This is a genomic window from Escherichia ruysiae, from assembly GCF_031323975.1.
Taxonomy (GTDB): domain Bacteria; phylum Pseudomonadota; class Gammaproteobacteria; order Enterobacterales; family Enterobacteriaceae; genus Escherichia; species Escherichia ruysiae.
The window spans coordinates 4,203,687-4,225,738 of sequence record NZ_JAVIWS010000001.1 but is presented as its reverse complement, the minus strand read 5'-3'; the positions used below and the strand labels follow the sequence as shown (position 1 = coordinate 4,225,738).

19 protein-coding genes are annotated in these 22,052 nt (G+C 48.5%); 9 read left to right on the top strand and 10 right to left on the bottom strand.

Translation table 11 applies throughout. From position 1 onward, the window contains the following. Positions 1-130 precede the first annotated feature (130 nt). Entirely contained in the window at positions 131-706 is a 576-nt protein-coding gene (gene rcdA, locus RGV86_RS20250) for a DNA-binding transcriptional regulator RcdA (protein ID WP_001250444.1), read from the bottom strand. A gap of 83 nt (positions 707-789) precedes the next feature. Between rcdA and RGV86_RS20245 the strand changes: the two genes are divergently transcribed. From RGV86_RS20245 to ybjH, 3 genes are all read left to right on the top strand, one after another. Further along, positions 790-1,998: an MFS transporter gene (locus RGV86_RS20245; RefSeq protein WP_000217871.1), complete on the top strand. Its 1,209-nt coding sequence runs from the start codon at positions 790-792 to the stop codon at positions 1,996-1,998. Continuing rightward, a complete protein-coding gene (gene ybjI, locus RGV86_RS20240; RefSeq protein ID WP_010347526.1) occupies positions 1,998-2,813 on the top strand; it encodes a 5-amino-6-(5-phospho-D-ribitylamino)uracil phosphatase in 816 nt (271 codons plus the stop codon). The genes RGV86_RS20245 and ybjI overlap by 1 nt, the downstream gene beginning before the upstream one ends. 84 nt (positions 2,814-2,897) lie before the next feature. After that, entirely contained in the window at positions 2,898-3,182 is a 285-nt protein-coding gene (gene ybjH / locus RGV86_RS20235; protein WP_077629224.1) for a protein YbjH, read from the top strand. A 40-nt stretch (positions 3,183-3,222) separates the two neighbouring features. On the opposite strand, the gene mdfA is transcribed toward ybjH, so the two are convergent. Beyond that, positions 3,223-4,455 carry a multidrug efflux MFS transporter MdfA gene (mdfA, locus tag RGV86_RS20230; protein ID WP_010347523.1) on the bottom strand — a complete coding sequence of 411 codons (1,233 nt, stop codon included), beginning with the start codon at positions 4,453-4,455 and terminating at the stop codon, positions 3,223-3,225. A 283-nt stretch (positions 4,456-4,738) separates the two neighbouring features. On the opposite strand from mdfA, the gene ybjG reads away from it, so the two are divergent. Together ybjG and deoR are read left to right on the top strand one after the other, a co-directional pair. Further along, a complete protein-coding gene (gene ybjG / locus RGV86_RS20225; RefSeq protein ID WP_085460559.1) occupies positions 4,739-5,335 on the top strand; it encodes an undecaprenyl-diphosphate phosphatase in 597 nt (198 codons plus the stop codon). 57 nt (positions 5,336-5,392) lie between these two features. Next, entirely contained in the window at positions 5,393-6,151 is a 759-nt protein-coding gene (gene deoR, locus RGV86_RS20220; RefSeq protein ID WP_309508449.1) for a DNA-binding transcriptional repressor DeoR, read from the top strand. Between the two features lie 47 nt (positions 6,152-6,198). On the opposite strand, the gene dacC is transcribed toward deoR, so the two are convergent. Then, positions 6,199-7,401: a serine-type D-Ala-D-Ala carboxypeptidase gene (gene dacC, locus RGV86_RS20215; protein WP_024212562.1), complete on the bottom strand. Its 1,203-nt coding sequence runs from the start codon at positions 7,399-7,401 to the stop codon at positions 6,199-6,201. Positions 7,402-7,647: 246 nt separating this feature from the next. Here dacC and gstB point away from each other — a divergent pair, with 246 nt between their 5' ends. Further along, entirely contained in the window at positions 7,648-8,274 is a 627-nt protein-coding gene (gstB, locus tag RGV86_RS20210; RefSeq protein WP_010347520.1) for a glutathione S-transferase GstB, read from the top strand. On the opposite strand, the gene yliI is transcribed toward gstB, so the two are convergent. From yliI to RGV86_RS20195, 3 genes are all read right to left on the bottom strand, one after another. Next, on the bottom strand, positions 8,271-9,386 hold the full coding sequence (yliI, locus tag RGV86_RS20205) for an aldose sugar dehydrogenase YliI (protein ID WP_085460558.1): 1,116 nt from the start codon (positions 9,384-9,386) through the stop codon (positions 8,271-8,273). The genes gstB and yliI overlap by 4 nt on opposite strands. A 110-nt stretch (positions 9,387-9,496) precedes the next feature. After that, a complete protein-coding gene (bssR, locus tag RGV86_RS20200; RefSeq protein WP_000497144.1) occupies positions 9,497-9,880 on the bottom strand; it encodes a biofilm formation regulator BssR in 384 nt (127 codons plus the stop codon). A 104-nt stretch (positions 9,881-9,984) separates the two neighbouring features. Continuing rightward, on the bottom strand, positions 9,985-12,039 hold the full coding sequence (locus RGV86_RS20195) for a beta-galactosidase (protein WP_085460557.1): 2,055 nt from the start codon (positions 12,037-12,039) through the stop codon (positions 9,985-9,987). Positions 12,040-12,273: 234 nt separating this feature from the next. Between RGV86_RS20195 and RGV86_RS20190 the strand changes: the two genes are divergently transcribed. The 3 genes from RGV86_RS20190 (at position 12,274) to rimO (ending at position 16,299) form a co-directional block, all read left to right on the top strand. After that, positions 12,274-13,356 carry a LacI family DNA-binding transcriptional regulator gene (locus tag RGV86_RS20190; protein WP_085460556.1) on the top strand — a complete coding sequence of 361 codons (1,083 nt, stop codon included), beginning with the start codon at positions 12,274-12,276 and terminating at the stop codon, positions 13,354-13,356. A gap of 254 nt (positions 13,357-13,610) precedes the next feature. Then, on the top strand, positions 13,611-14,846 hold the full coding sequence (locus RGV86_RS20185) for an oligosaccharide MFS transporter (protein WP_000926279.1): 1,236 nt from the start codon (positions 13,611-13,613) through the stop codon (positions 14,844-14,846). 127 nt (positions 14,847-14,973) lie between these two features. Then, positions 14,974-16,299, top strand: coding sequence for a 30S ribosomal protein S12 methylthiotransferase RimO (gene rimO / locus RGV86_RS20180; RefSeq protein ID WP_000049382.1), 1,326 nt, complete (start codon positions 14,974-14,976; stop codon positions 16,297-16,299). A gap of 46 nt (positions 16,300-16,345) precedes the next feature. On the opposite strand, the gene RGV86_RS20175 is transcribed toward rimO, so the two are convergent. The 4 genes from RGV86_RS20175 to gsiC all read right to left on the bottom strand — a co-directional run bounded on the left by RGV86_RS20175 (position 16,346) and on the right by gsiC (position 22,042). Continuing rightward, positions 16,346-17,674: a GGDEF domain-containing protein gene (locus RGV86_RS20175; protein ID WP_180514910.1), complete on the bottom strand. Its 1,329-nt coding sequence runs from the start codon at positions 17,672-17,674 to the stop codon at positions 16,346-16,348. A 7-nt stretch (positions 17,675-17,681) separates the two neighbouring features. After that, positions 17,682-20,030, bottom strand: a complete 2,349-nt coding sequence (locus RGV86_RS20170) for a sensor domain-containing phosphodiesterase (RefSeq protein ID WP_000950341.1) — start codon at positions 20,028-20,030, stop codon at positions 17,682-17,684. Positions 20,031-20,207: 177 nt separating this feature from the next. Beyond that, positions 20,208-21,119 (bottom strand): glutathione ABC transporter permease GsiD, encoded by a 912-nt coding sequence (gene gsiD / locus RGV86_RS20165; protein ID WP_001236036.1) that lies wholly within the window; start codon positions 21,117-21,119, stop codon positions 20,208-20,210. 2 nt (positions 21,120-21,121) lie between these two features. Continuing rightward, positions 21,122-22,042, bottom strand: coding sequence for a glutathione ABC transporter permease GsiC (gene gsiC / locus RGV86_RS20160; RefSeq protein ID WP_000936043.1), 921 nt, complete (start codon positions 22,040-22,042; stop codon positions 21,122-21,124). Between the last annotated feature and the right edge of the window lie 10 nt (positions 22,043-22,052).

The following is a 22,052-nucleotide window of genomic DNA, read 5'->3' as shown; positions in this document are numbered from 1 at the left end:
AAGTTGCCCCAAAAATGAAATTTTTTTGCACAACCGCAGAACTTTTCCTCGGGGCATCAGTCTTAATTAGTGCCACTGCTTTTCTTTGATGTCCCCATTTTGTGGAGCCCATCAACCCCGCCATTTCGGTTCAAGGTTGGTGGGTTTTTTGTTGCCTGAATTTTATCTCCTGCCCTGCCAATTGCGCCACCATCTGCAAAATATCCTCGCGCGATAGCGGCTTACGGTCAGTGACAAAATGCAGTGTCATCCCTTCAATAAATGCATCCAGCGCGCGGGCGGTTCCGGGTTCAAACCATTGTTCGAGCGTTTGCTGACTGCGCTGCATCCAGTTTTGCATCACCGTTTTTAATAGCGGTTTTCGGCTGGCCAATGCGTAGAGTTGATACATCAGTTCCATGTTATCCGGCGTTGCAACCTGCGAGCTGTAGATCATGTCAGTTATGGCCTGGCAGGCGCCTGAAGCATCACTGACATCACTAAAAAATGCCTGATATTGCTTAGACATTATCTCTGTAAAACTGCTGAACGCCTCCAGCAGCAGCTCATCAATTCCTGAAAAATAGTAGGTCATCGACCCCAACGGCACTCCGGCAAGGGTAGCGATTTTGCGGTGTGTAACGGCATGTATTCCGTAAAGTTTCACCGCCTCCAGCGTGGCCTGGATGATTTTTTCTCGCCGTTGCGGATCGTTAGCGCGACGCATGTCATTTCCTCTCTTTGCAATTGTGTACAAATGTACACAACCTTGCTAATGTTGTCTTCCCTCTTCTTTTTTTGACGTGATCTATGACCGTAAATTCTTCACGTAATGCCTTGAAACGCCGAACCTGGGCGCTGTTTATGTTCTTCTTTTTGCCAGGCCTGTTAATGGCATCCTGGGCAACCCGTACGCCTGCTATCCGCGATATTCTTTCTGTCTCGATCGCTGAAATGGGCGGTGTCCTCTTTGGCTTGTCGATCGGTTCGATGAGCGGAATTCTCTGCTCGGCGTGGTTAGTGAAACGTTTTGGGACGCGTAATGTCATCCTGGTCACGATGTCCTGCGCGTTGATCGGGATGATGATATTAAGTCTGGCGCTCTGGCTGACATCGCCCGTGCTCTTTGCCGTGGGTCTTGGCGTCTTTGGAGCCAGTTTTGGTTCTGCGGAAGTGGCGATAAACGTTGAAGGTGCCGCCGTTGAGCGAGAAATGAATAAAACGGTTTTGCCGATGATGCACGGCTTTTATAGCCTGGGCACGCTGGCAGGTGCTGGTGTCGGGATGGCGCTGACGGCCTTTGGCGTTCCGGCAACTGTGCATATTTTGTTGGCGGCACTGGTCGGCATCGCACCTATTTATATCGCCATTCAGGCAATCCCTGACGGAACAGGAAAAAATGCCGCCGATGGCACGCAGCATGGCGAAAAAGGCGTACCTTTTTATCGCGATATCCAGTTGCTATTGATTGGTGTCGTGGTGCTGGCGATGGCGTTTGCAGAAGGTTCTGCCAACGACTGGTTACCCTTATTAATGGTTGATGGTCACGGTTTTAGCCCTACTTCCGGCTCGCTGATTTATGCCGGTTTTACCCTGGGGATGACCGTTGGACGCTTCACTGGCGGTTGGTTCATAGACCGTTACAGTCGCGTTGCCGTGGTTCGGGCCAGTGCGCTAATGGGTGCGTTGGGTATTGGGCTGATTATTTTTGTCGATAGCGCCTGGGTCGCGGGGGTGTCTGTTGTCCTTTGGGGGTTGGGAGCTTCTCTGGGCTTCCCACTGACCATTTCTGCCGCCAGTGATACCGGCCCCGATGCGCCGACCCGCGTCAGCGTGGTAGCAACAACCGGTTATCTGGCTTTCCTCGTCGGGCCGCCGCTGCTGGGCTATCTCGGCGAACATTATGGATTACGTAGTGCAATGCTGGTTGTACTGGCGCTGGTTATTCTCGCGGCTATTGTCGCGAAGGCCGTCGCCAAACCCGATACCAAAACGCAGACGGCGATGGAGAATAGTTGATGAGCATTAAATTAATTGCGGTAGACATGGATGGTACTTTCTTAAGCGATCAAAAAACCTATAACCGCGAGCGGTTTATGGCTCAATATCAGCAAATGAAAGCACAAGGGATTCGCTTTGTGGTCGCCAGCGGGAATCAATATTATCAGTTGATCTCTTTCTTCCCCGAAATTGCCGATGAAATTGCCTTTGTGGCAGAAAACGGCGGTTGGGTAGTGAGCGAAGGCAAAGATGTTTTTAATGGCAAGCTGTCGAAAAATGCATTTACCACTGTAGTGGAACATTTACTGACGCGCCCGGAAGTGGAAATTATTGCCTGCGGAAAAAATAGCGCCTATACCCTCAAAAAATATGACGATGCCATGAAAACGGTGGCGGAAATGTATTATCACCGTCTGGAATATGTCGATAACTTTGACAACTTAGAAGATATCTTCTTTAAGTTTGGCCTGAATCTTTCCGATGAACTGATTCCGCAAGTGCAAAAAGAGTTACATGATTCGATTGGCGATATTATGGTGCCGGTTCACACCGGCAACGGTAGCATCGATCTGATTATCCCCGGCGTACATAAAGCCAATGGCCTGCGGCAACTCCAGAAGTTATGGGGAATAGACGACAGTGAAGTGGTGGTCTTTGGTGATGGCGGTAACGATATCGAAATGCTGCGCCAGGCTGGCTTTAGCTTTGCGATGGAAAATGCCGGCAACGCGGTCGTAGCTGCGGCGAAATACCGCGCAGGCTCCAATAACCGTGAAGGCGTACTGGATGTGATCGATAAAGTTCTTAAGCACGAAGCGCCATTTAATCAATAAAACGGCAGCACGCCCGGCAACACAATGCCTGAATGAAGGATGCATAATTCGCGGAAATTCCCCTTCTGGATTATTTCAGGCGAAATGATGATGAAAAATTGTGTACTGCTGGGCGCGTTTCTGTTGAGTTTTACTGGTGTGGCAATGGCGCAAAGTGTCACCGTTGATGTGCCGAGCGGATACAAAGTGGTGGTAGTCCCCGATTCAGTCAGCGTTCCACAAGCGGTCAGCGTCGCGACTGTACCGCAAACTGTCTATGTGGCGCCTACTCCAGCGCCGGCTTACCGCCCACATCCGTATGTTCGTCACCTTGCCAGCGTAGGCGAAGGGATGGTTATCGAACATCAAATCGACGACCATCACCATTAATCCATGAATGCCTGATTGTGCAAAGCAACCAGGCATTTTCTTATCCGTCGTTTGAATTTCCTGTTTGTTTATCTTTTAAAAAGATAAACATCAGCAGCAGCCACAAAATTCCGTTGGCAAGGTTAAAGAGATTAAACAGGCCGTTGCCCCCGTTCAGCCAGGCATGTTTACTGATTTCGATACCGACGGTAAAGATCAGCATTTGTAACATCCCCATCGCCGCAGAAACCGTACCTTTACTCATATCGCTGGCAAACAGGGTTAATCGCACCAGCCCCGCATTCGCCAGGCCAATACCAAAAGCATAAATACTTAACCCGGCGGTCATCCATAAATACGCGTGCGATGAGATAACCGTTGCGGCAGCGGCGACTAACAGGCCAATCATAATCGGCCAGCCGCCCATGATGATCAATGCACGAACGGTGCGGCGCGAGGTCAAACGCGCTAACAGCAAGTTACCCGCAATTAACGCCCCGAAAACTGGCACTTGCAGCAAACCATATTCATAGCTGCTCAACTTTTCGCCAGTGATAATGATAATTGGTGACTGGGCGATCCACGCCAGCAACGGCAGGCTGACGAACCCCAGCGCCAGAGCTCCGGCAACAAAGCGACCGTTCTTCAGCACCAGCTTGTAGTCATGCCCAAGCTCTTTCAGGGACAGTTTCTCACCAATACGCGTGGCGGTTTCCGGCATAGCGCGTTGCAGACCGAAAAAGGAGATCGCTGCCAATGCGGCAAACAAGACAAACATCCCCTCCCAGGGCAGCACATGAATCCATGCGGCGCCCACCAGCGGACCGAGTAGCGGAGCAATCAGCGCCACGTTCGCCATCAGCGCGGTGATCTTGATACAAACCGCCTCTTCGAAGGATTCCTGAATCGCGGCGTATCCGACAGCGCCAATGAAACAAAGGCTTATCCCTTGCAGGAAGCGTAATAGCGTGAATTGTTCAATGTTTTGCGCCAACAATATTGCCAGACAGGTGACGATAAACCACACCACGCCCGCCAGCATCACCGGACGGCGGCCAATACGATCCGACAGCGGTCCCAGGAGCCACTGTAAAAACATCCCGCCCGCCAGGTAAGCGGTCATCGAAGTAGGAACCCAGTCAATACCCGCCTGATACTCTTCCACTACAGCGAGCATACCGGGTTGAATCATATCATTGCCGATATAGGTCGAGAATTCGTAGAGCACCAGACAGAGAGGAAAAAGTAACGCCTGACGTCCAAGCCGGGCACCGGAAGCTAATCTATTTTGCATGCAATTTCTTCGCCAATAATAATCGCGCAAAGTTTAATAAAAGCGCGGCAAACGAGAAAGCAAATTTTGTAGGTGAAACCACGCTTAAGCACATTCTTACATTATTCCGAGTATAGCTACTCTTTCTTTAAGCTTTATTTAATTCCTTCGCGTTACTATTCCCTGTGGTAAACCAATCCGAAAGTGAAATAAGACGATGCCGCTTTACCCTGTTTAACATGCACTTTATGCTCATCGACTTGCCTGATGGCTCCCCAATAATCACCTTTTGAGTCTGAAAGTTATGCTGGAAAATCTGAATTACTCATTATTCTCTCTTATTAACGCGACGCCAGACTCATCCGAATGGATGATTTCGTTAGCGATTTTTATTGCCAAAGATTTAATTACTGTAGTACCGCTGCTGGCTACGGTGCTTTGGCTATGGGGGTTTACAGCGCAACGGCAACTGGTGATAAAAATCGCTATCGCGCTGGCGGTCGGCCTGTTTGTTTCCTGGACGATGGGGCACTTATTTCCGCACGACCGTCCGTTTGTTGATCATATCGGCTATAACTTCCTGCATCATGCGGCGGATGACTCTTTCCCAAGCGATCACGGCACAGTGATATTTACCTTTGCGCTGGCATTTTTATGCTGGCATCGCCTGTGGTCAGGCGCAATCCTCATGACGCTGGCGGTGGTCATTGCCTGGTCACGTGTTTATCTCGGTGTTCACTGGCCGCTGGACATGCTCGGTGGATTGTTGGCAGGAATGATTGGTTGCCTTAGCGCCCAGATTATCTGGCAGGCTGTGGGGGCAATGCTCTACCAGAAGCTGCAATTATGGTATCGCTTCTGTTTCGCCTTACCTATACGTAAAGGCTGGGTGCGTGGCTGATTTCGGATAAAAAGTGTAATATCAGGCGGCTCGCTTCAATAACTATTCAGAGGGAATATGGAAACACGTCGCGAAGAGCGTATCGGGCAGTTACTACAAGAATTAAAACGCAGCGATAAGTTACACCTGAAGGATGCCGCCGCCCTGCTTGGGGTTTCAGAGATGACGATTCGTCGCGATTTGAATAACAACAGTGCCCCCGTCGTACTACTCGGCGGCTATATTGTTCTGGAACCGCGTAGTGCCAGCCATTACCTGTTAAGCGATCAAAAATCCCGCCTGGTGGAAGAAAAACGCCGGGCGGCAAAACTGGCCGCGACGCTGGTTGAACCCGATCAGACCCTCTTTTTTGACTGTGGCACCACCACGCCGTGGATTATTGAAGCGATAGATAATGAAATCCCTTTCACCGCCATTTGTTATTCACTAAATACCTTTCTGGCGCTGAAAGAGAAACCCCATTGTCGCGCGTTTCTTTGCGGTGGTGAATTTCACGCCAGCAACGCTATTTTCAAACCCATTGATTTTCAGCAAACACTGAATAATTTTTGCCCGGATATCGCTTTTTATTCCGCAGCTGGCGTGCATGCCAGTAAAGGCGCAACCTGTTTTAATCTTGAAGAGTTGCCGGTAAAACACTGGGCGATGTCGATGGCACAAAAGCACGTGCTGGTTGTCGACCACAGTAAGTTTGGCAAGGTACGTCCGGCGCGCATGGGCGAGCTGAAACGCTTTGATATTGTGGTGAGCGATTGTTGTCCGGAAGATGAGTATGTGAAGTATGCGCAGGCGCAGCGTATTAAGTTGATGTATTAATGACGCATAACCGGATGACGTTTCCGCGCCATCCGGTCATCAGAAGATTAAGAGAACCAGCTGCCGAACCACTGATGGAATTTCATCATCACGAAGTCCCACATCCGACCAAAGAACCCACCCTCTTCCACATTTTCCATCACGATCAGCGGACGCTGTTCAATAGATTTACCGTTAAGCTGGAAATCAATGGTGCCGACAACCTGACCTTTTTTCAGCGGCGCGGTGAGCTGCGGTTCCGTTAACGTATAACTCGCTTTCAGGTTTTTCAGTTGCCCGCGTGGGATGGTCACTGATCCCCCTTCGCCTGCGCCGAGATTCACTTCGCTCTTATCACCGAACCAGACGCGCTGAGTCACAAAGGTGGCATCAGGTTTAATTGGCGTCACGGTTTCAAAAAAGCGAAAGCCCCAGGTCAGTAATTTCTCAGACTCATTAAAACGGATGCGGTCAGTTTTTGCCCCCAGCACTACGGAGATTAAACGCATATCACCCTGGGTAGCCGAAGCAACCAGATTATATCCCGCACCTGCCGTGGTTCCGGTCTTCATGCCATCAACATTCAGATTGCTGCTCCACAGCAGACGATTACGGTTAGGCTGACGAATTTTGTTAAAGGTAAACTCTTTCTCTTTATGAATAGCGTACTCTTCCGGCACATCGTGGATTAACGCTTTACCCAGCAATGCCATATCGCGCGCGGTACTGAATTGCCCCGGCGCATCCAGACCGTGCACCGTCTGGAAGGTGGTGTTGGTCAGGCCCAGTTTTTTGGCATAACCATTCATCAAACCAATAAATGACTCCTGACTCCCGGCAACGTAATCGGCCAACGCAATACAGGCGTCATTACCGGACTGGATAATCACACCTTTGTTCAAATCCGCCACCGAAACCTGATCGCCCGGTTTGAGGAACATTACCGACGAACCGCGCAGTGCCGGGTTTCCCGTCGCCCAGGCATCTTTACCGACCGTCACCATATCGGTGAGTTTGATCTTATCGGCCTTAAGCGCCTGCCCAACCACATAGCTGGTCATGATTTTAGTCAGACTCGCGGGATCCAGTTTCTCATCCGCATTGCCTTCTGCCAGCACTTTACCGCTGGCGTAATCCATTAAAATCCATGCACGCGCATCCACGCTCGGCGCTTCAACGGTTTGTTCTGCCGCGAATGCCGTTGGGGCAAAAAGGAATAAAAATGCAGAACCCGCTGCAAGACCACGAAGGAAAGAGGAGTATTGCGTCATAAATGCCACCCGAGTATCCATTCAAAAAAAATACGTTATATCGCCGTATGATAAGTTCGGTGATTAATAACGCACACACAAGTTTAAAGAAACCGTAAGTTGGTAAAGTTTTTAAAGTTTATGCAATATCCTGCCGCTTCGCTGCTTCTGGCGTCATTTTTTTACTCGCTGTTGCTTAAAAGTTAACTTTACTTCACCATCGGAGTCCTGTTCAGCCTGTGGCTGCCTGTCGGAAAAGGGGTGAGTATGATTACGTTGTGGGGTCGGAATAATTCAACCAACGTTAAAAAAGTGTTGCTGACGCTCGAAGAACTGGAACTGCCTTATGAGCAAATTTTGGCGGGTCGTGAGTTTGGGGTAAACCATGACGCCGATTTTCTGGCGATGAACCCTAACGGGCTGGTGCCGCTGTTGCGTGATGACGAAAGTGATTTAATTCTTTGGGAATCAAACGCCATTGTCCGCTATCTGGCGGCACAGTACGGGCAAGAACGTCTGTGGATCGACTCACCGGCACGTCGCGCAGAAGCCGAAAAGTGGATGGACTGGGCAAACCAGACGCTCAGCAATGCCCATCGTGGGATCCTGATGGGATTAGTCAGAACGCCACCAGAAGAACGTAATCAGGCCGCCATTGATGCCAGCTGCAAAGAGTGCGATGCCCTGTTTGCCCTACTCGATGCGGAGCTGGCAAAAGTAAAATGGTTTTCTGGCGACGAGTTTGGTGTGGGCGATATCGCTATCGCACCGTTTATTTACAATTTGTTTAACGTTGGCCTGACCTGGACACCGCGTCCGAATCTGCAACGCTGGTATCAGCAACTCACCGAACGCCCCGCTGTGCGCAAAGTGGTGATGATCCCCGTTAGCTAATTGCGTGGGCTAACTTTGAGTAATTCCCCGTTGGGCTCGTCGGTGAGAACGTATAAATAACCGTCGGGTCCAGTGCGAACGTCACGAATTCGCTGCCCCCTGTCCGTTAATATGCGGCCATCTTCCGTCACTTTGTCGCCTTTGACGCTCATCACGATGACATCTTTATCTTTCAGCGCGCCAATAAATAATTTTTGCTGCCACTGGGGGAATTTGTCACTGTTATAGAAGGCCATACCGCTCACGGCGGGCGAATCTTTCCAGTAAAAAACCGGTTGCTCGGTTCCGGCGACGATTTCCCCTTTTGCTTCCGGTATTTTAAAACCTGAGTAATTAATACCCCAGGTTGCCAGCGGCCAACCGTAGTTTTTGCCTTTTTGCGGGATATTAATTTCATCACCACCGCGCGGGCCATGTTCATTCAGCCACAGCGCATTACTCCACGGATTCATCGCCATCCCTTGCGGGTTACGAATGCCATAAGACCAGATCCCGGCTCGCGCACCGGATTCGTTTACAAAGGGATTATCATCCGGGATCTCGCCCTGTTCGGTCAGACGCACCAGTTTGCCCTGTAATTTATCCAGATCTTGCGCCGTCAGACGCTGATTGTTTTCGCCCAGAGCAATAAAAAGATAACCGTTACCGTCGAAGACCAGCCGCCCGCCAAAATGGTTGCCGGTAGAAAGTTTTGGTGTCTGGCGAAAGACAGTGCGGAAGTCGGTCACTTTTGAGAGATCATCACTTAAGCGGCCATACCCCACGGCAGTTCCGGCTTTGCCATCATCGCCAACTTCGGAATAACTTAACCAGATGCGGCGCGACTGGGCAAAATCAGGCGCTAATGCCACATCCAGCAGGCCGCCCTGCCCGCGCGCCCAGACTTCCGGCACACCGACAAGCGGCGCAGATAATCCTTTTCCTGCTTGCCAGTGACGCAACTCGCCACCGCGCAGGGTGATTAACATGCCGTGATTATCAGGTAAAAAGGCCAGCGCCCACGGATGGTCGAGTTTGTCTTGCAGTACTTCGACATTTACCGGCGCGGGAGCCGCCCAGAGAGCGGAAGAAACACAGAGAAAGGGCACAAGGAAAAGGGATTGTCGATGCATAACGCCTCCGGATTGACTCTGGCTTAAAGCGTAGTCAGTGGAGGAGATGACAAATTCATTTTTACAAAAACTTAAGCATGAAGGGGGAGACGCTTTCTCCCCCTTAGTTTTCAGGCCTGCGCAAGCATGGTGTGCTTTTCAAGGCTCTGGATACTCAGCGTTAAGCTCATCAGACAATTTTCAAGCTTATCGGCGTTGACGGTAATAACAGTCGGGCAATCATGATGCCCGCTCATCAAACATACTGCGGCTGTCGCTAATGCTTCTTCAGCATGATGAAGAGCACTCCACTCTTCCTGATCCAGATGAAGATTCAACCGCAGCGATTTATCGTGCAGTTCGCGATTCAGTTTAAAAAAGTTATCTCGTAGATGATTGCTTTCGCTGACGGACATGTATCCTTTGGCCTTCCTCAGTTGCACATATGCGGCGAGGTCAACTCTTGCATCGATCAACCGGTTAAGTAGATCGCTTCGCTGTCTGTCAACGAACATACTTCGATCCTCCTCTTTGCAGCCTTTGTGCAATTAAATAGTATGGCTACTTTTTGTACAAAATGCTGTCAGGGATCAATACTTCACATTTTATTAATAAGAATTTACATTATTTCTCTTTCCAGCACCTCGCATCCCCACGGCGCCAGTTCTAAGTCTTGTGAACAAGCTTTACCTGTTTCCGCCACTCGCCACGCTCCAGGAAGCACAATATTTTGTACATGAGCAGTGTAGTTTTGTACAAAAACCCATTCCTGATCGCCGTCTGTCCGACGCATTGCAATAACGCCAGCAGGAAGTTCAGTAGCAAGTGCTTTTGGGAGATGAAGTGTGTTGATCAACATCGCGGCAAACGCTTGATGAAATAACGCATCATTACGCGAAGCCACATAGAAAGCTCGACCTTGTCCGACGTGATTTACCGTTAACGCAGGCGTACCCGCATAAAAATCCTCGCCATAGCGCGCCAGAACCTGTGCACCTTCGGCGTGAATAACCGCACATAATTCCCGTGCCTGCCATTGCCCCTGCAGTCCATATGCATTCGGCTCACAGATAACTTCGTTATGCTGATAATCATTAAGGCTATCAATCTCTTCAGCCCACACACCCATCAGGTCACGCAACGGGCCAGGGAACCCACCCAGGTGACATAAATCGGTTTCATTGACAATCCCGGACCAGTAAGTGGTGACAAAATTGCCACCAGCGTCAACATAGGCGCGAGCACGAGCAGCAAATCCATCGCGAACCATATAGAGCATTGGGGCAATAACTAACTGATAACCCGTAAGATCACAATCAGCATTGATAATATCGACCGCCACGCCCTGCTCCCAGAAAGGTCGGTAATGCTCCACTACCGTTTGCTCGTAGTGGATACCGCAATTGCGCGGCCCGGCAGCATCATTGACCGCCCAGCGGTTTTCCCAGTCGAAAATAATGGCAACTTTTGCCTGCGTTTTCGTCCCAACCAATTGGTTAAGATGAGCCAGCCGTTGCCCCAGTTGTATGACTTCGCGCCCGGTACGCGTCTCCAGATGACCGACATGATCAACTACCGCACCATGAAACTTCTCCACGGCGCCACGACTCTTACGCCACTGAAAATAGTGCACGCCGTCTGCGCCGTGAGCGACGGCCTGTAAGGAAGAAAGAATATTCATTCCCGGCTTTTTCAATTTGCTGGTTGGCTGCCAGCTTGTCTGGCTGGGCGTGGATTCCATCAGAATAAACGGTTTATTTTTCAAGGTACGCATCAGGTCGTGATACATCGCTGTTTTACAGGCAACGGCGCGTTCATCTTCCTGTTTATGCCACATGGGATAGCTATCCCAACTCACAAAATCAACCACTTCGGCTAATGCCCAGTAGTTGTAGTCATTGAAATACCACATAAAATTGGTCGTCGCAGGTAAATCTGGGCGTTCAGCTTTTAACGGCGCGATCTCCATTTGGTAGAACTCTTTTACCTGCGATGTGACAAAGCGCCGCCAGTCAAGATTCAAACCGTGGTTAGACATCTCACCTAATGGGGAAGGCGATTCAATTTGTGACCAGTCACTGTATGTATGGCTCCAGAAGCCAGTCCACCATGCCTGATTAAGCGCCTCAAGAGTGGTGTAACGAGTCTGCAACCAACGGCGAAACGCCTGTTGGCATCCCTTACAATGACACTCTCCGCCATACTCATTACTGATATGCCACCCCAGAACCGCCGGATGATTGGCGTATCGCTGCGCCAGCTTACGGTTAATTTGCGTCACTTTATCTTTATACACTGACGAAGAAAGGCAATGATTATGGCGACCTCCGTGCAGCATTTTCTCGCGTGAGGCGCTAACTCTCAGAACCTCTGGATAACGAGCTGCAAGCCAGGCGGGTTTTGCTCCGCTTGGTGTTGCGAGGAAGACAGAAATCCCGCCAGCATGAAGTTTATCCAGCACTTCATCCAGCCAGTCAAAGCGATACTCACCCTCTGTGGGTTCCAGCATTGACCAGCTAAAAATGCCCACCGACATGGTGTTACAACCAGCCTGTTGCATCATGGCGATATCTTTCTCCAGAATCCCAGGGACATGTAACCATTGCTCCGGATTGTAATCAGCACCATGAAGTAACCATGGGGCTCTGGGGATGATCGGTGGGTGCTTGTCCATGCTGACTCCTGAATTGTTTTAAACAGACAAAAAATGTTATTCGTTCACAACGATATCATCTAGTAATTAATTGCTTCGCTATGCAAGGAATGTCCGGCAAGAATGTGATCAAGTACGCGTTTTTTCCCTTCAAACAGGTTCGTCGATTCAGCTTACCAGCACTGAGACAGGTGAGCGTGATACGTATGACATTCACTGCGGTATACTGTGACAAATCTTTTAGCCGGGGCGAATATGAAAACCAAAGCTGCAACCCTTGCCGATGTTGCTCGTCATGCCAATGTTTCTTATCAGACAGTGTCGCGGGTGCTTAACAATTCAGCGAACGTGTCTGCCAAAACACGTCAAAAAATTGAACAAGCCATTGCCGAACTTAAATACGTTCCAAATCGCGTGGCTCAACAGTTGGTAGGGAAAGAGAGCAAAACGGTGGGGCTGGTTACAACTTCGCTCGCCCTACATGCCCCCTCGCAAATTGCGGCAGCAGTGAAAAAATATGCCGGAGAACAGGGATATCAGGTGCTGATATCCATGATCGATGATGTTGATATTAACGGTATTCAGGCTGCAATTAATGACTTAAAAGCACAACGGGTAACAAAGATTATTATCAACGCACCGCTGGAAACGGCATTGGCTGAAACTCTGGTTGCTGAAAACAGCGATGTATTGTGTCTGTTTCTCGACGTGGATCCTTATAGCCCGGTGTTTAACGTCACCTTTAATCCCGCAGAAGGTGCACGCGCCAGCGTGAAATATCTTTACGATTTGGGGCATCGTCAATTTTGCCTGATCTCTGGCCCAGAAAACTCAGTACCGGCGCGGCTACGACTCAATACCTGGCGCGATACCCTCTCCTCACTCCAACTGACGCCGCTGGCCATTCATTACGGTAGTTGGGACGCTCAAAGCGGCTATCTGGCGACGTTACAGATGCTACGTGAAACGCCACAGGCGACCGCTCTTCTGATCGCCAATGATCAGATGGCATTGGGGGCGTTAAGCGCCTTACATCAACAAAAACGTAAAATCCCGCAAGATATTTCTGTCATTGGCTATGACGACACCTATGAGAGTGCGTTTTTTGAACCTTCGCTAACGACCGTCGCAATCGACTTTGATTTACAAGGGAAAATTGCCGTTCAACAGATTTTACAGCCGGACGATGAACACGCGATGCTCCGCTCTTCAACCATCCTTCCCAGTCGCCTGGTCGTGCGTAACTCTGCTGGCCCTCTGCACTCACCACAAACTGATCTGATGAATATTGCTGAACACCTTCGCACACTGGCGGATGAGCTAACACGCAAGGCATAAAAGTAATACGTTCCCATAAAAAGATTTAGTGATCTATTTCGCTAAATCTTTTTTATTACCAGCAATAATTGTGATGCAAATCGCAAACATTCATTTAACACATTGCCTAATCATCGCACTCAGGGTCAGAGTAAAAATGAAATTGTTAACGTATGACATTTTACGGAGATGCATACCAAAACAATAACCAGTAAGCACAGCGAATGCCTGTGCCAACGGTAAATGACCCAACGCCAGTGATTGAGGATATGGCTATGTTATTGCCCGGTAAACGTAATTATATTTTGCTCAGTATTTTCGATTTCCTGTACCTCTTTGCCTGGTCGGCAACGATGGCATTTTTTGTCATATGGACGACACAGCATCTGGAAATTACCGCCACACGCACAGGATTACTTTATTCCGTTAATGCTTTCATTGCGTTATTAATGCAACCGTTCTTCGGTTTCATCTCCGATAAATTTGGTCTTAAGAAACAACTCATCTGGATCCTCGTCGCATTATTACTTCCCGTAGGCCCATTCTTTATTTATGTGTACGCCCCGCTTCTGGTTCATAACTTCTGGCTGGGCGCTGTTTTGGGTGGCGTTTACCTGGGGATCATTTTTAATTCTGGCTGTGGCGTTCTGGATTCCTGGATAGATAAAGTTTCGCGTCGTTATCATTTTGAATATGGTCGCGTAAGAATGTGGGGCTCTCTGGGATGGGCCGCCGCCGCGTGGATTGTGGGTAAATACATTGATACCAGCCCTAATCTCTCTTTCTGGCTGGCAAGCTGTGCCATTGTGGTCGCCGCAATCTGCTTTATGTTTACCAAAATCGAACTGACCGAGGCGGAAATTGAAAAAACCAATTCGCTGAAAGCTATCCATGCGCTTGAACTGGCGAAAAATAGTCAGTTCTGGTTTTTATTGATGTTCACTCTGTTCGTAACGCAAATTTATGACACCTACGATCAACAATTCGCACAATATTTTTCGCTGCAATTTCCGACACCAGAAGAAGGCAATCGCTGGTACGGGATTCTGGCTTCTGTCCAGGTCTGTGGAGAAACCCTATTTCTCTGTCTGATGCCGTGGTTTGTTAACCGCACTGGCGCAAAATGGGCATTAGTGATTGCCGGAACCATTATGTCGTTGCGCATTGCCGGTTCTGCAATCCAACTGGGACCAGTGTGGATTGCAGCCGTTAAAATGATGCACGCCATCGAAAAACCACTGATCCTGGTATCTGTGTTTAAATTTATCGCAGCTAACTTTGATCATAAACTCTCTTCGACGGTCTACCTGCTGGTGCTTTTTGTGGCATCCATCGCCACGGCAATCTATTCACCTATTGCCGGCTATCTGTATGACACCATTGGCTTTGCTGAAACCTATCTCATCCTGGGGGCGATTGCCGGTTGCTTCACGCTTATTTCGGTCTTTACGCTGCGGGACAAATCCAGCAACCAGCCTGCAAAGGCGCTAACTGAAAACCCTGTAGCCTGATAACCATTTGCGCCCCGATATTTGGGGCGTTTTCCTCGCCTGTTGACCAGATTACGATACAAATTTTATCCAGAACTCTGTAGAATCCCTGCCCTGACCTTTCCTGTAACTGAATATTTTTTAAGCTATGAGCAAAGTAACTCCCCAGCCGAAAATCGGCTTTGTTTCCCTTGGCTGTCCGAAAAACCTTGTCGATTCAGAGCGTATTCTCACCGAACTACGCACTGAAGGTTATGACGTGGTACCGAGCTACGACGACGCAGACATGGTGATCGTCAACACCTGCGGCTTTATTGACAGCGCGGTACAAGAATCACTGGAAGCCATTGGTGAAGCGTTGAATGAAAACGGCAAGGTAATTGTGACCGGTTGTCTGGGGGCAAAAGAAGATCAGATCCGCGAAGTCCACCCGAAAGTGCTGGAAATCACCGGGCCTCATAGCTATGAGCAGGTTCTGGAGCACGTTCATCACTACGTGCCAAAACCGAAACACAACCCATTCCTGAGCCTGGTGCCAGAACAAGGTGTGAAACTGACGCCGCGTCATTATGCCTATCTGAAAATTTCTGAAGGCTGTAATCACCGCTGCACCTTCTGCATTATTCCGTCTATGCGCGGCGACCTGGTGAGCCGTCCGATTGGCGAAGTGTTAAGCGAAGCGAAACGCCTGGTAGATGCGGGCGTTAAAGAGATTCTGGTGATCTCCCAGGATACTTCCGCCTATGGCGTCGATGTTAAACACCGTACAGGCTTTTACAACGGCGAGCCGGTAAAAACCAGTATGGTCAGCCTGTGCGAACAGTTATCGAAACTGGGGATCTGGACACGTCTGCACTACGTTTACCCTTATCCGCATGTGGACGACGTCATCCCACTGATGGCGGAAGGCAAAATCCTGCCGTATCTGGACATTCCGTTGCAGCACGCCAGCCCGCGCATTCTCAAACTAATGAAGCGCCCGGGTTCTGTAGATCGCCAACTGGCACGCATCAAACAGTGGCGCGAAATCTGCCCGGAACTGACCCTGCGTTCAACCTTTATTGTCGGCTTCCCTGGCGAGACGGAAGAAGATTTCCAGATGCTGCTCGACTTCCTGAAAGAAGCACGTCTGGATCGCGTTGGCTGCTTTAAATACAGCCCGGTTGAAGGCGCAGACGCCAATGCCCTGCCTGACCAGGTTCCGGAAGAAGTGAAAGAAGAACGCTGGAATCGCTTCATGCAACTGCAGCAGCAGATTTCCGCCGAGCGCCTGCAAGAAAAAGTGGGCCGTGAAATTCTGGTGATCGTCGACGAAGTAGACGAAGAAGGCGCGATTGGCCGCAGCATGGCAGATGCACCGGAAATCGACGGCGCGGTTTATCTCAACGGTGAAACCAACGTTAAGCCGGGCGATATCCTGCGTGTGAAAGTCGAGCACGCCGACGAGTACGATTTGTGGGGTAGTCGGGTTTAATTAATTCAGGCCGGGCAAAATCATTTGCCCGGTTCGTTAATAAAAATTACTGCCAGCTAATCTGTGCCCTGCCGTTTTTCTTACTTTTATACAGCCGCTCATCCGCCAGCATTTTTAACCGTTCAACGGTAGTACATTCATTTGAATGCGCCACGCCGATACTGGTGCTTAAATTAATACTCCCCACCTGGAAATTAACGATATCTTTTAAAATCGATAGCAACTCATCCAGGGTTCCGCCAGTATAAATCACCGCAAATTCGTCGCCGCCAAAGCGGTAGACTTTGCCTTTATCCACCGGAATTTGTGATTTAAGGATTTTCACGACCTTCATCAACACTTCATCGCCCAACAAATGACCGAAGGTATCGTTAATATTTTTGAATTTATCGACGTCAAACAGGCATAAATAACCACCTTTTTCCGGTAAGGTTTTTAAATCTTCGTCAAAGGATTTTCTGCCCATTGCTTTTGTCAGATCGTCAAGAAACGCCGAGTTATACATGCTGTAGAGTTTTTTGACATCCGCCGCCGAAAAGAAAAGCCCACCGTCCAGCACGCGATCAAAATGGTTATTAATAATGGCTTCTTTCTCAACAATGCCACGATTAATCACTCTGCGTATCAGATAGAGGCAACTTATGCCTGAAATAACTGCCACCAAGGCAGCAAAGAAAATAATCAGTGTACATACCTGCAAATAAACGTCTTTTTTATAAGCAAATACGTACAATCCGGTCGGCAAATAGGAGAAATGTTCCATCGCTTCCGAAACGGTGAAGATGGCGTTTTTGGCATTATATTCATCACCGGTAACTGGCTTGCCGTTCTTAAACAGTGAGAACATCAGGTTCTCGCTATCCATTGCCAGTGACTTTGACAGTAACGAAAATCGCTCCAGCCCAAGCAAAAATATCAAACTGCGATTGTGAGTAACCGGATAGAGATAATAGACGAAGGTTTTGCCGTCAAAAGAGATGAACCCCGTATTTTTAACATGCCGATACTTAACAACTTGCATAATATCTGCACAATAATTATTTTCATACTCCTTAACCTGAATACACTCATCACTGGAAATCAGATAAGGACCAACATCATACAAATAAGAAGGTGAAACCGAGTCAGCGTAAGCTGTGCGCAAGCCAGCCAGCAATTCTTCTTCAGTCGGGTTAAGCGTGTTAATGAGATCAATTGCCACACTACGCCGATATTCAGCAATATTTGCCACCGCAAAAGCAGTATCAATAACGGACTGTTTCAGGCCATACACCCGTTCTTTTACCATCTGGGTATAGATCCCGCAGGCAACTGCTGAAATCATGATAAAAATCAGCAGACTGACTGTAAGTACGAATTTATTGATTCTGGACATACCTAAACTACTCTTTTACTAACTTTCCACTTTTGTCCCAGGCAGAGAATGGCAACGGCTTCTGGTACAGATACCCCTGGGCCTGAACACACCCTAATTTGATTAATTCACGCGCAACCTCTTCGCTCTCAACACCTTCTGCAATCACCGGGATCCGGTTATAGCGTGCCAGGTCGAAGATAATGCGCAAAATTTTACCCGCAGTGCCGAAAATATCGCCGGTAAATTGCGAGTCCACTTTTATGCTATCAGGATTAATTTCATAAAAACGTTTCAGGTTTGACAAACCCGTACCAAAGTCATCAATCGATATTCGTACCCCTTGTTTACGCAGCTGTTCAATATTGAGATAAAAATGTTCACTAATTCGCTCAATCACAGTTTCAGTGATCTCAATACAGAGACTTTTCGCTGTCAGTTCATGTTCTTTCATGATGGCGATAAAACGCTCATGAAAATGAGGTTCGTTTAACTGCCAGGGCGAAACATTTATATGCAGTAAGAAATCCTGTTTCAGGAGCGCACGCTGGCTAAAATGGCGGAATTCAGCCATCGCCGTTTTAATAATTTGGTAACCCAGTTCATTGATAAAAGCGATATCTTCCGCGATAGCAATAAACTTCAGTGGCGAGATGATCCCCCGCTCCGCAGAAACCCAGCGGCACAGTGCCTCAGCGCCCAGAATTTCACGGGTGTTAATATCAACAATCGGTTGATAAACCAGGAATAGCTCGCCTTTTTCCATTGCATGACGGATATTGCGCGCAATCCAGATATTCTCTTCAATTTCGCTGAGTTTCGCATCATCACAGAAAATAAACTCAGAGAACATATGGTCACGGATGCTGGAAATCGCCAGCTTCAGTTTTTCTGCGTAGCTCCAGGCATTTTCGCCCTTCAGAGGTTCACAAATGGCAGATTTGTGTATACGCAGATTGCGATAGCCAAAGCTACTGTCGAAATCGTTTATCATCGCTATTTTACGAGTAAACGTCTGTATATTTTCCCGACACAATAATAAATAGAGATCGGCATTAAATGTCACGATATCGCAGCATTGTGCATATTTCTCGGCAATTCGCTGACACAGCCTCCTGACGATTTTGTTGCGTTCCTCGACACCAAACACGGCTTCGACGGCTTCCAGTCCGCACAGTTTGATGATCCCGGCGGCCAGATACTGATTATTGTTTGACTCAATAATCGCCATATTTTTGATAAAACCGCTTTCCTGATCGTAGGAGATCAGCGAGAGCAATTTATTTGAACGCTCAACTTCAGCATCTTTCATTTCCGCGATCGAATTTTTGATGCTGATAATCTCTTTCGCATCGCCGTCACGAATTTTCAGTGCCTGCATTTGATCCGCAGAGTCAGGTAAAAACTCCAGCGTATTGACCAGCGTTGTCATTTCTGAAAATTGGCGACGGAACACACGGGTCGTCATTAAGTAAACCGCCAGCAATACGACAATAATGAAAGCAAACGGTAAATAAAAAAGTTTATCTGACGCGTTAAATAGTTTCCCCGTAGGATAATAAAAATAGATTTCGAATAGCGAGTTATTGGGTACGCGCGATGTTTTTGCTATATACTCTGTATCGACAGAATCAATAATATTATAATTATCTTCGCTATTATAAATAATCAATTTTTCACGGGCGAGTTGGTTCTTGGCAATGATTTCATAACCTTGTTTCAGAAACAACACTTCATCAGTTGCGCTGATTTGATCAAGGTATTCGTTCAGGTATCGCCAGTTTAAATCGACATGAATTTTATCAATAGCCAGCAAATCACGGTCTTTGCCGTTAATTCGTAGTGTAAAAGAAATACATTTTTTCCCCGGACGATCAAAGCAATTATATGCCGGATTCCAGCTACTGTCAGAGCCATCCGAAGCTACTGACCACGGGCGCTGCGACGGATTAAAATCGGCAAAGATGACGCGTCCTGCCTCATCAACAAGGGGACCATTTACCTTTTCCTGATGATAAACAAAGATTTTATCATTCGCCCGCCGCGAAAATAGATAATATTTATCATTATCCAGTACCAGCCCCACTGAGTCTAAAAATGGCATCATTTCCATTTTCAGGATGACAGCTCGTTTAATCTCCTCACTGTTTTTCAATAAATAAAGTGAGTCCTTTAACGTCAGAGCGGAACGTTCAATATCTTTAAAGAAATAGCCAACGTTTTTTTGAATAAGTTCAAAGCGGCTATCAGCACGTTTTACCGCACGCTCCGATACCAGCTGATAGTTAATGATGAAAAAAAGAACAATAAATGACAGCGCAGCCAATAAAAATAAAATTATCAGCCTGATCTTTATCTTTTCGTATAAACTCAGCATGTTAATACATTTAACAAAATAACTGTCAGTACGCTGTGCCGCTGCATAAATAGTCCCTCACAGCGGCTTTTTAACCAAATTACTCGATTCTACAAAATTAGAAGAAAGTTACAACACTTGCTTAAGGCAATAATTTCCTCTGAGGTCATTACTCTTTCAAGCAATGTTCAACCGTGACTATCCTTTAATTTTGGGGTCCAGCGCATCACGCAAACCATCACCCAGCAAGTTGAACGCCAGCACGGTCAGGAAAATAGCCAGTGCCGGAAAAACCGCCACATGCGGCGCGATAACCATATCCGCTCTCGCTTCGTTGAGCATCGCTCCCCACTCCGGGGTCGGCGGCTGCGCTCCCAAGCCGAGAAACGACAGACTGGCGGCGGAGATAATTGAGGTGCCAATGCGCATGGTAAAGAACACGACGATGGAAGAGACTGTCCCCGGTAAGATGTGGCGCAACAAAATGGTCATATCGCTGGCGCCAATACTGCGCGCTGATTCAATAAAGGTTTGCTGTTTTAACACCAGCGTGTTGCCGCGCACCAGTCGGGCAAACGCAGGAATAGAAAAGATAGCGACGGCGATAATCACGTTAGCAATGCCGCTTCCCAGCACCGCGACAACAGCAATAGCCAGCAAAATGCCAGGGAAAGCAAACAGCACATCGCAAATACGCATGATCAGCCGATCCCACCAGCCTTCGTAATATCCAGCCAGCAAGCCCAGCAACGTCCCTATCGCCGCACCGATAAACACCGCAAACACGCCCGCCGCCAGCGAGATTTGTGCACCAACCAGGACACGGCTGAAAATGTCGCGCCCCAGTGAATCGACGCCAAACCAGTGCTGCAAAGAAGGTCCGTTATTCAGATTGTCATAATCGAAATAATTTTCGGCGTCATAGGGGACGATCCAGCGTGCAAAAATTGCCATCACAATCAACAAAATGACGAATAATGCGGCGGTCATCGCCATATGCTGACGGCGAAAACGTCGCCAGAACTCATGCCACGGAGTACGCACCTGATCAGGTTTTACTAGTGGCATGGCGTTTAACACCGCCTGACGACGCCAGTTAAATAATCGCATCCTTACTTGTACCTGATAGCCGGGTTAATGGCGGCGTAAAGCACATCCACCACTAAGTTGATAAGAATAAATTCCAGCGAGAAAAGCAGAATTTCCGCCTGAATCACCGGGTAATCGCGCATTTCTACGGAGTCAACGAGTAAGCGCCCAAGTCCGGGCCAGTTGAAAACCTTCTCCACCACGATGGAACCTCCGAGCAAAAAGCCAAACTGTAAGCCCATCATGGTCACTACCGGGATCATCGCGTTGCGTAGCCCATGTTTGAGGACAACCCAGGTTTCACTCACCCCTTTCGCCCTCGCGGTACGCATATAATCTTCGCTTAAGACATCGACAAACGACGCACGGGTAAAGCGCGCCATCACGGCTGCCACTGCCGCGCCGAGCGTCAGGGAGGGTAAAATGTAGTGCTGCCAACTGTCTGCACCTACGGTAGGCAGCCAGCCCAGCTCAACGGAGAAAACCTGTATCAAAAGCATTCCCAGGGCAAATGCCGGGAAGGAGATCCCCGACACCGCGATGGTCATACTCAATCGATCCGGCCAACGGTTACGCCAGACGGCGGCGATAATTCCTGCCGCCATACCAAATATCACCGCCCAGACCATACTGGTTATGGTCAGCCACAGCGTTGGCATGAAGCGGCTGGCAATCTCATCGGCAACCGGACGACGCGACACCATCGACAGGCCAAAATCTCCCTGCACTGCGTTGCTGATGTAGTGCCAGAACTGGTGATACAGCGGCTGATCCAGACCCAGTTGCTGACGCACCAGTTCGATGACCTGAGCATCGGCTTCGGGGCCGGCAATCAATCGCGCCGGATCGCCGGGCAGCATATGGACAAATAAAAACACCAGCACCGAGACGATAAACAGCGTCGGAATCAACCCCAGTAAGCGTTTGATAACGTAATTAAGCATTCCACTCCCT

Excerpts from the sequence above, each read along its gene's own strand:
- dacC (WP_024212562.1), bottom strand. The coding sequence starts at position 7,401 with ATGACGCAATACTCCTCTTTCCTTCGTGGTCTTGCAGCGGGTTCTGCA.
- mdfA (WP_010347523.1), bottom strand. The coding sequence starts at position 4,455 with ATGCAAAATAGATTAGCTTCCGGTGCCCGGCTTGGACGTCAGGCGTTA.
- gsiC (WP_000936043.1), bottom strand. The coding sequence starts at position 22,042 with ATGCTTAATTACGTTATCAAACGCTTACTGGGGTTGATTCCGACGCTG.
- ybjG (WP_085460559.1), top strand. The coding sequence starts at position 4,739 with ATGCTGGAAAATCTGAATTACTCATTATTCTCTCTTATTAACGCGACG.
- RGV86_RS20175 (WP_180514910.1), bottom strand. The coding sequence starts at position 17,674 with ATGTCCAGAATCAATAAATTCGTACTTACAGTCAGTCTGCTGATTTTT.
- rcdA (WP_001250444.1), bottom strand. The coding sequence starts at position 706 with ATGCGTCGCGCTAACGATCCGCAACGGCGAGAAAAAATCATCCAGGCC.
- RGV86_RS20185 (WP_000926279.1), top strand. The coding sequence starts at position 13,611 with ATGTTATTGCCCGGTAAACGTAATTATATTTTGCTCAGTATTTTCGAT.
- gstB (WP_010347520.1), top strand. The coding sequence starts at position 7,648 with ATGATTACGTTGTGGGGTCGGAATAATTCAACCAACGTTAAAAAAGTG.
- gsiD (WP_001236036.1), bottom strand. The coding sequence starts at position 21,119 with ATGCGATTATTTAACTGGCGTCGTCAGGCGGTGTTAAACGCCATGCCA.
- ybjI (WP_010347526.1), top strand. The coding sequence starts at position 1,998 with ATGAGCATTAAATTAATTGCGGTAGACATGGATGGTACTTTCTTAAGC.
- RGV86_RS20245 (WP_000217871.1), top strand. The coding sequence starts at position 790 with ATGACCGTAAATTCTTCACGTAATGCCTTGAAACGCCGAACCTGGGCG.
- rimO (WP_000049382.1), top strand. The coding sequence starts at position 14,974 with ATGAGCAAAGTAACTCCCCAGCCGAAAATCGGCTTTGTTTCCCTTGGC.
- RGV86_RS20170 (WP_000950341.1), bottom strand. The coding sequence starts at position 20,030 with ATGCTGAGTTTATACGAAAAGATAAAGATCAGGCTGATAATTTTATTT.
- RGV86_RS20190 (WP_085460556.1), top strand. The coding sequence starts at position 12,274 with ATGAAAACCAAAGCTGCAACCCTTGCCGATGTTGCTCGTCATGCCAAT.
- yliI (WP_085460558.1), bottom strand. The coding sequence starts at position 9,386 with ATGCATCGACAATCCCTTTTCCTTGTGCCCTTTCTCTGTGTTTCTTCC.
- ybjH (WP_077629224.1), top strand. The coding sequence starts at position 2,898 with ATGATGATGAAAAATTGTGTACTGCTGGGCGCGTTTCTGTTGAGTTTT.
- RGV86_RS20195 (WP_085460557.1), bottom strand. The coding sequence starts at position 12,039 with ATGGACAAGCACCCACCGATCATCCCCAGAGCCCCATGGTTACTTCAT.
- deoR (WP_309508449.1), top strand. The coding sequence starts at position 5,393 with ATGGAAACACGTCGCGAAGAGCGTATCGGGCAGTTACTACAAGAATTA.
- bssR (WP_000497144.1), bottom strand. The coding sequence starts at position 9,880 with ATGTTCGTTGACAGACAGCGAAGCGATCTACTTAACCGGTTGATCGAT.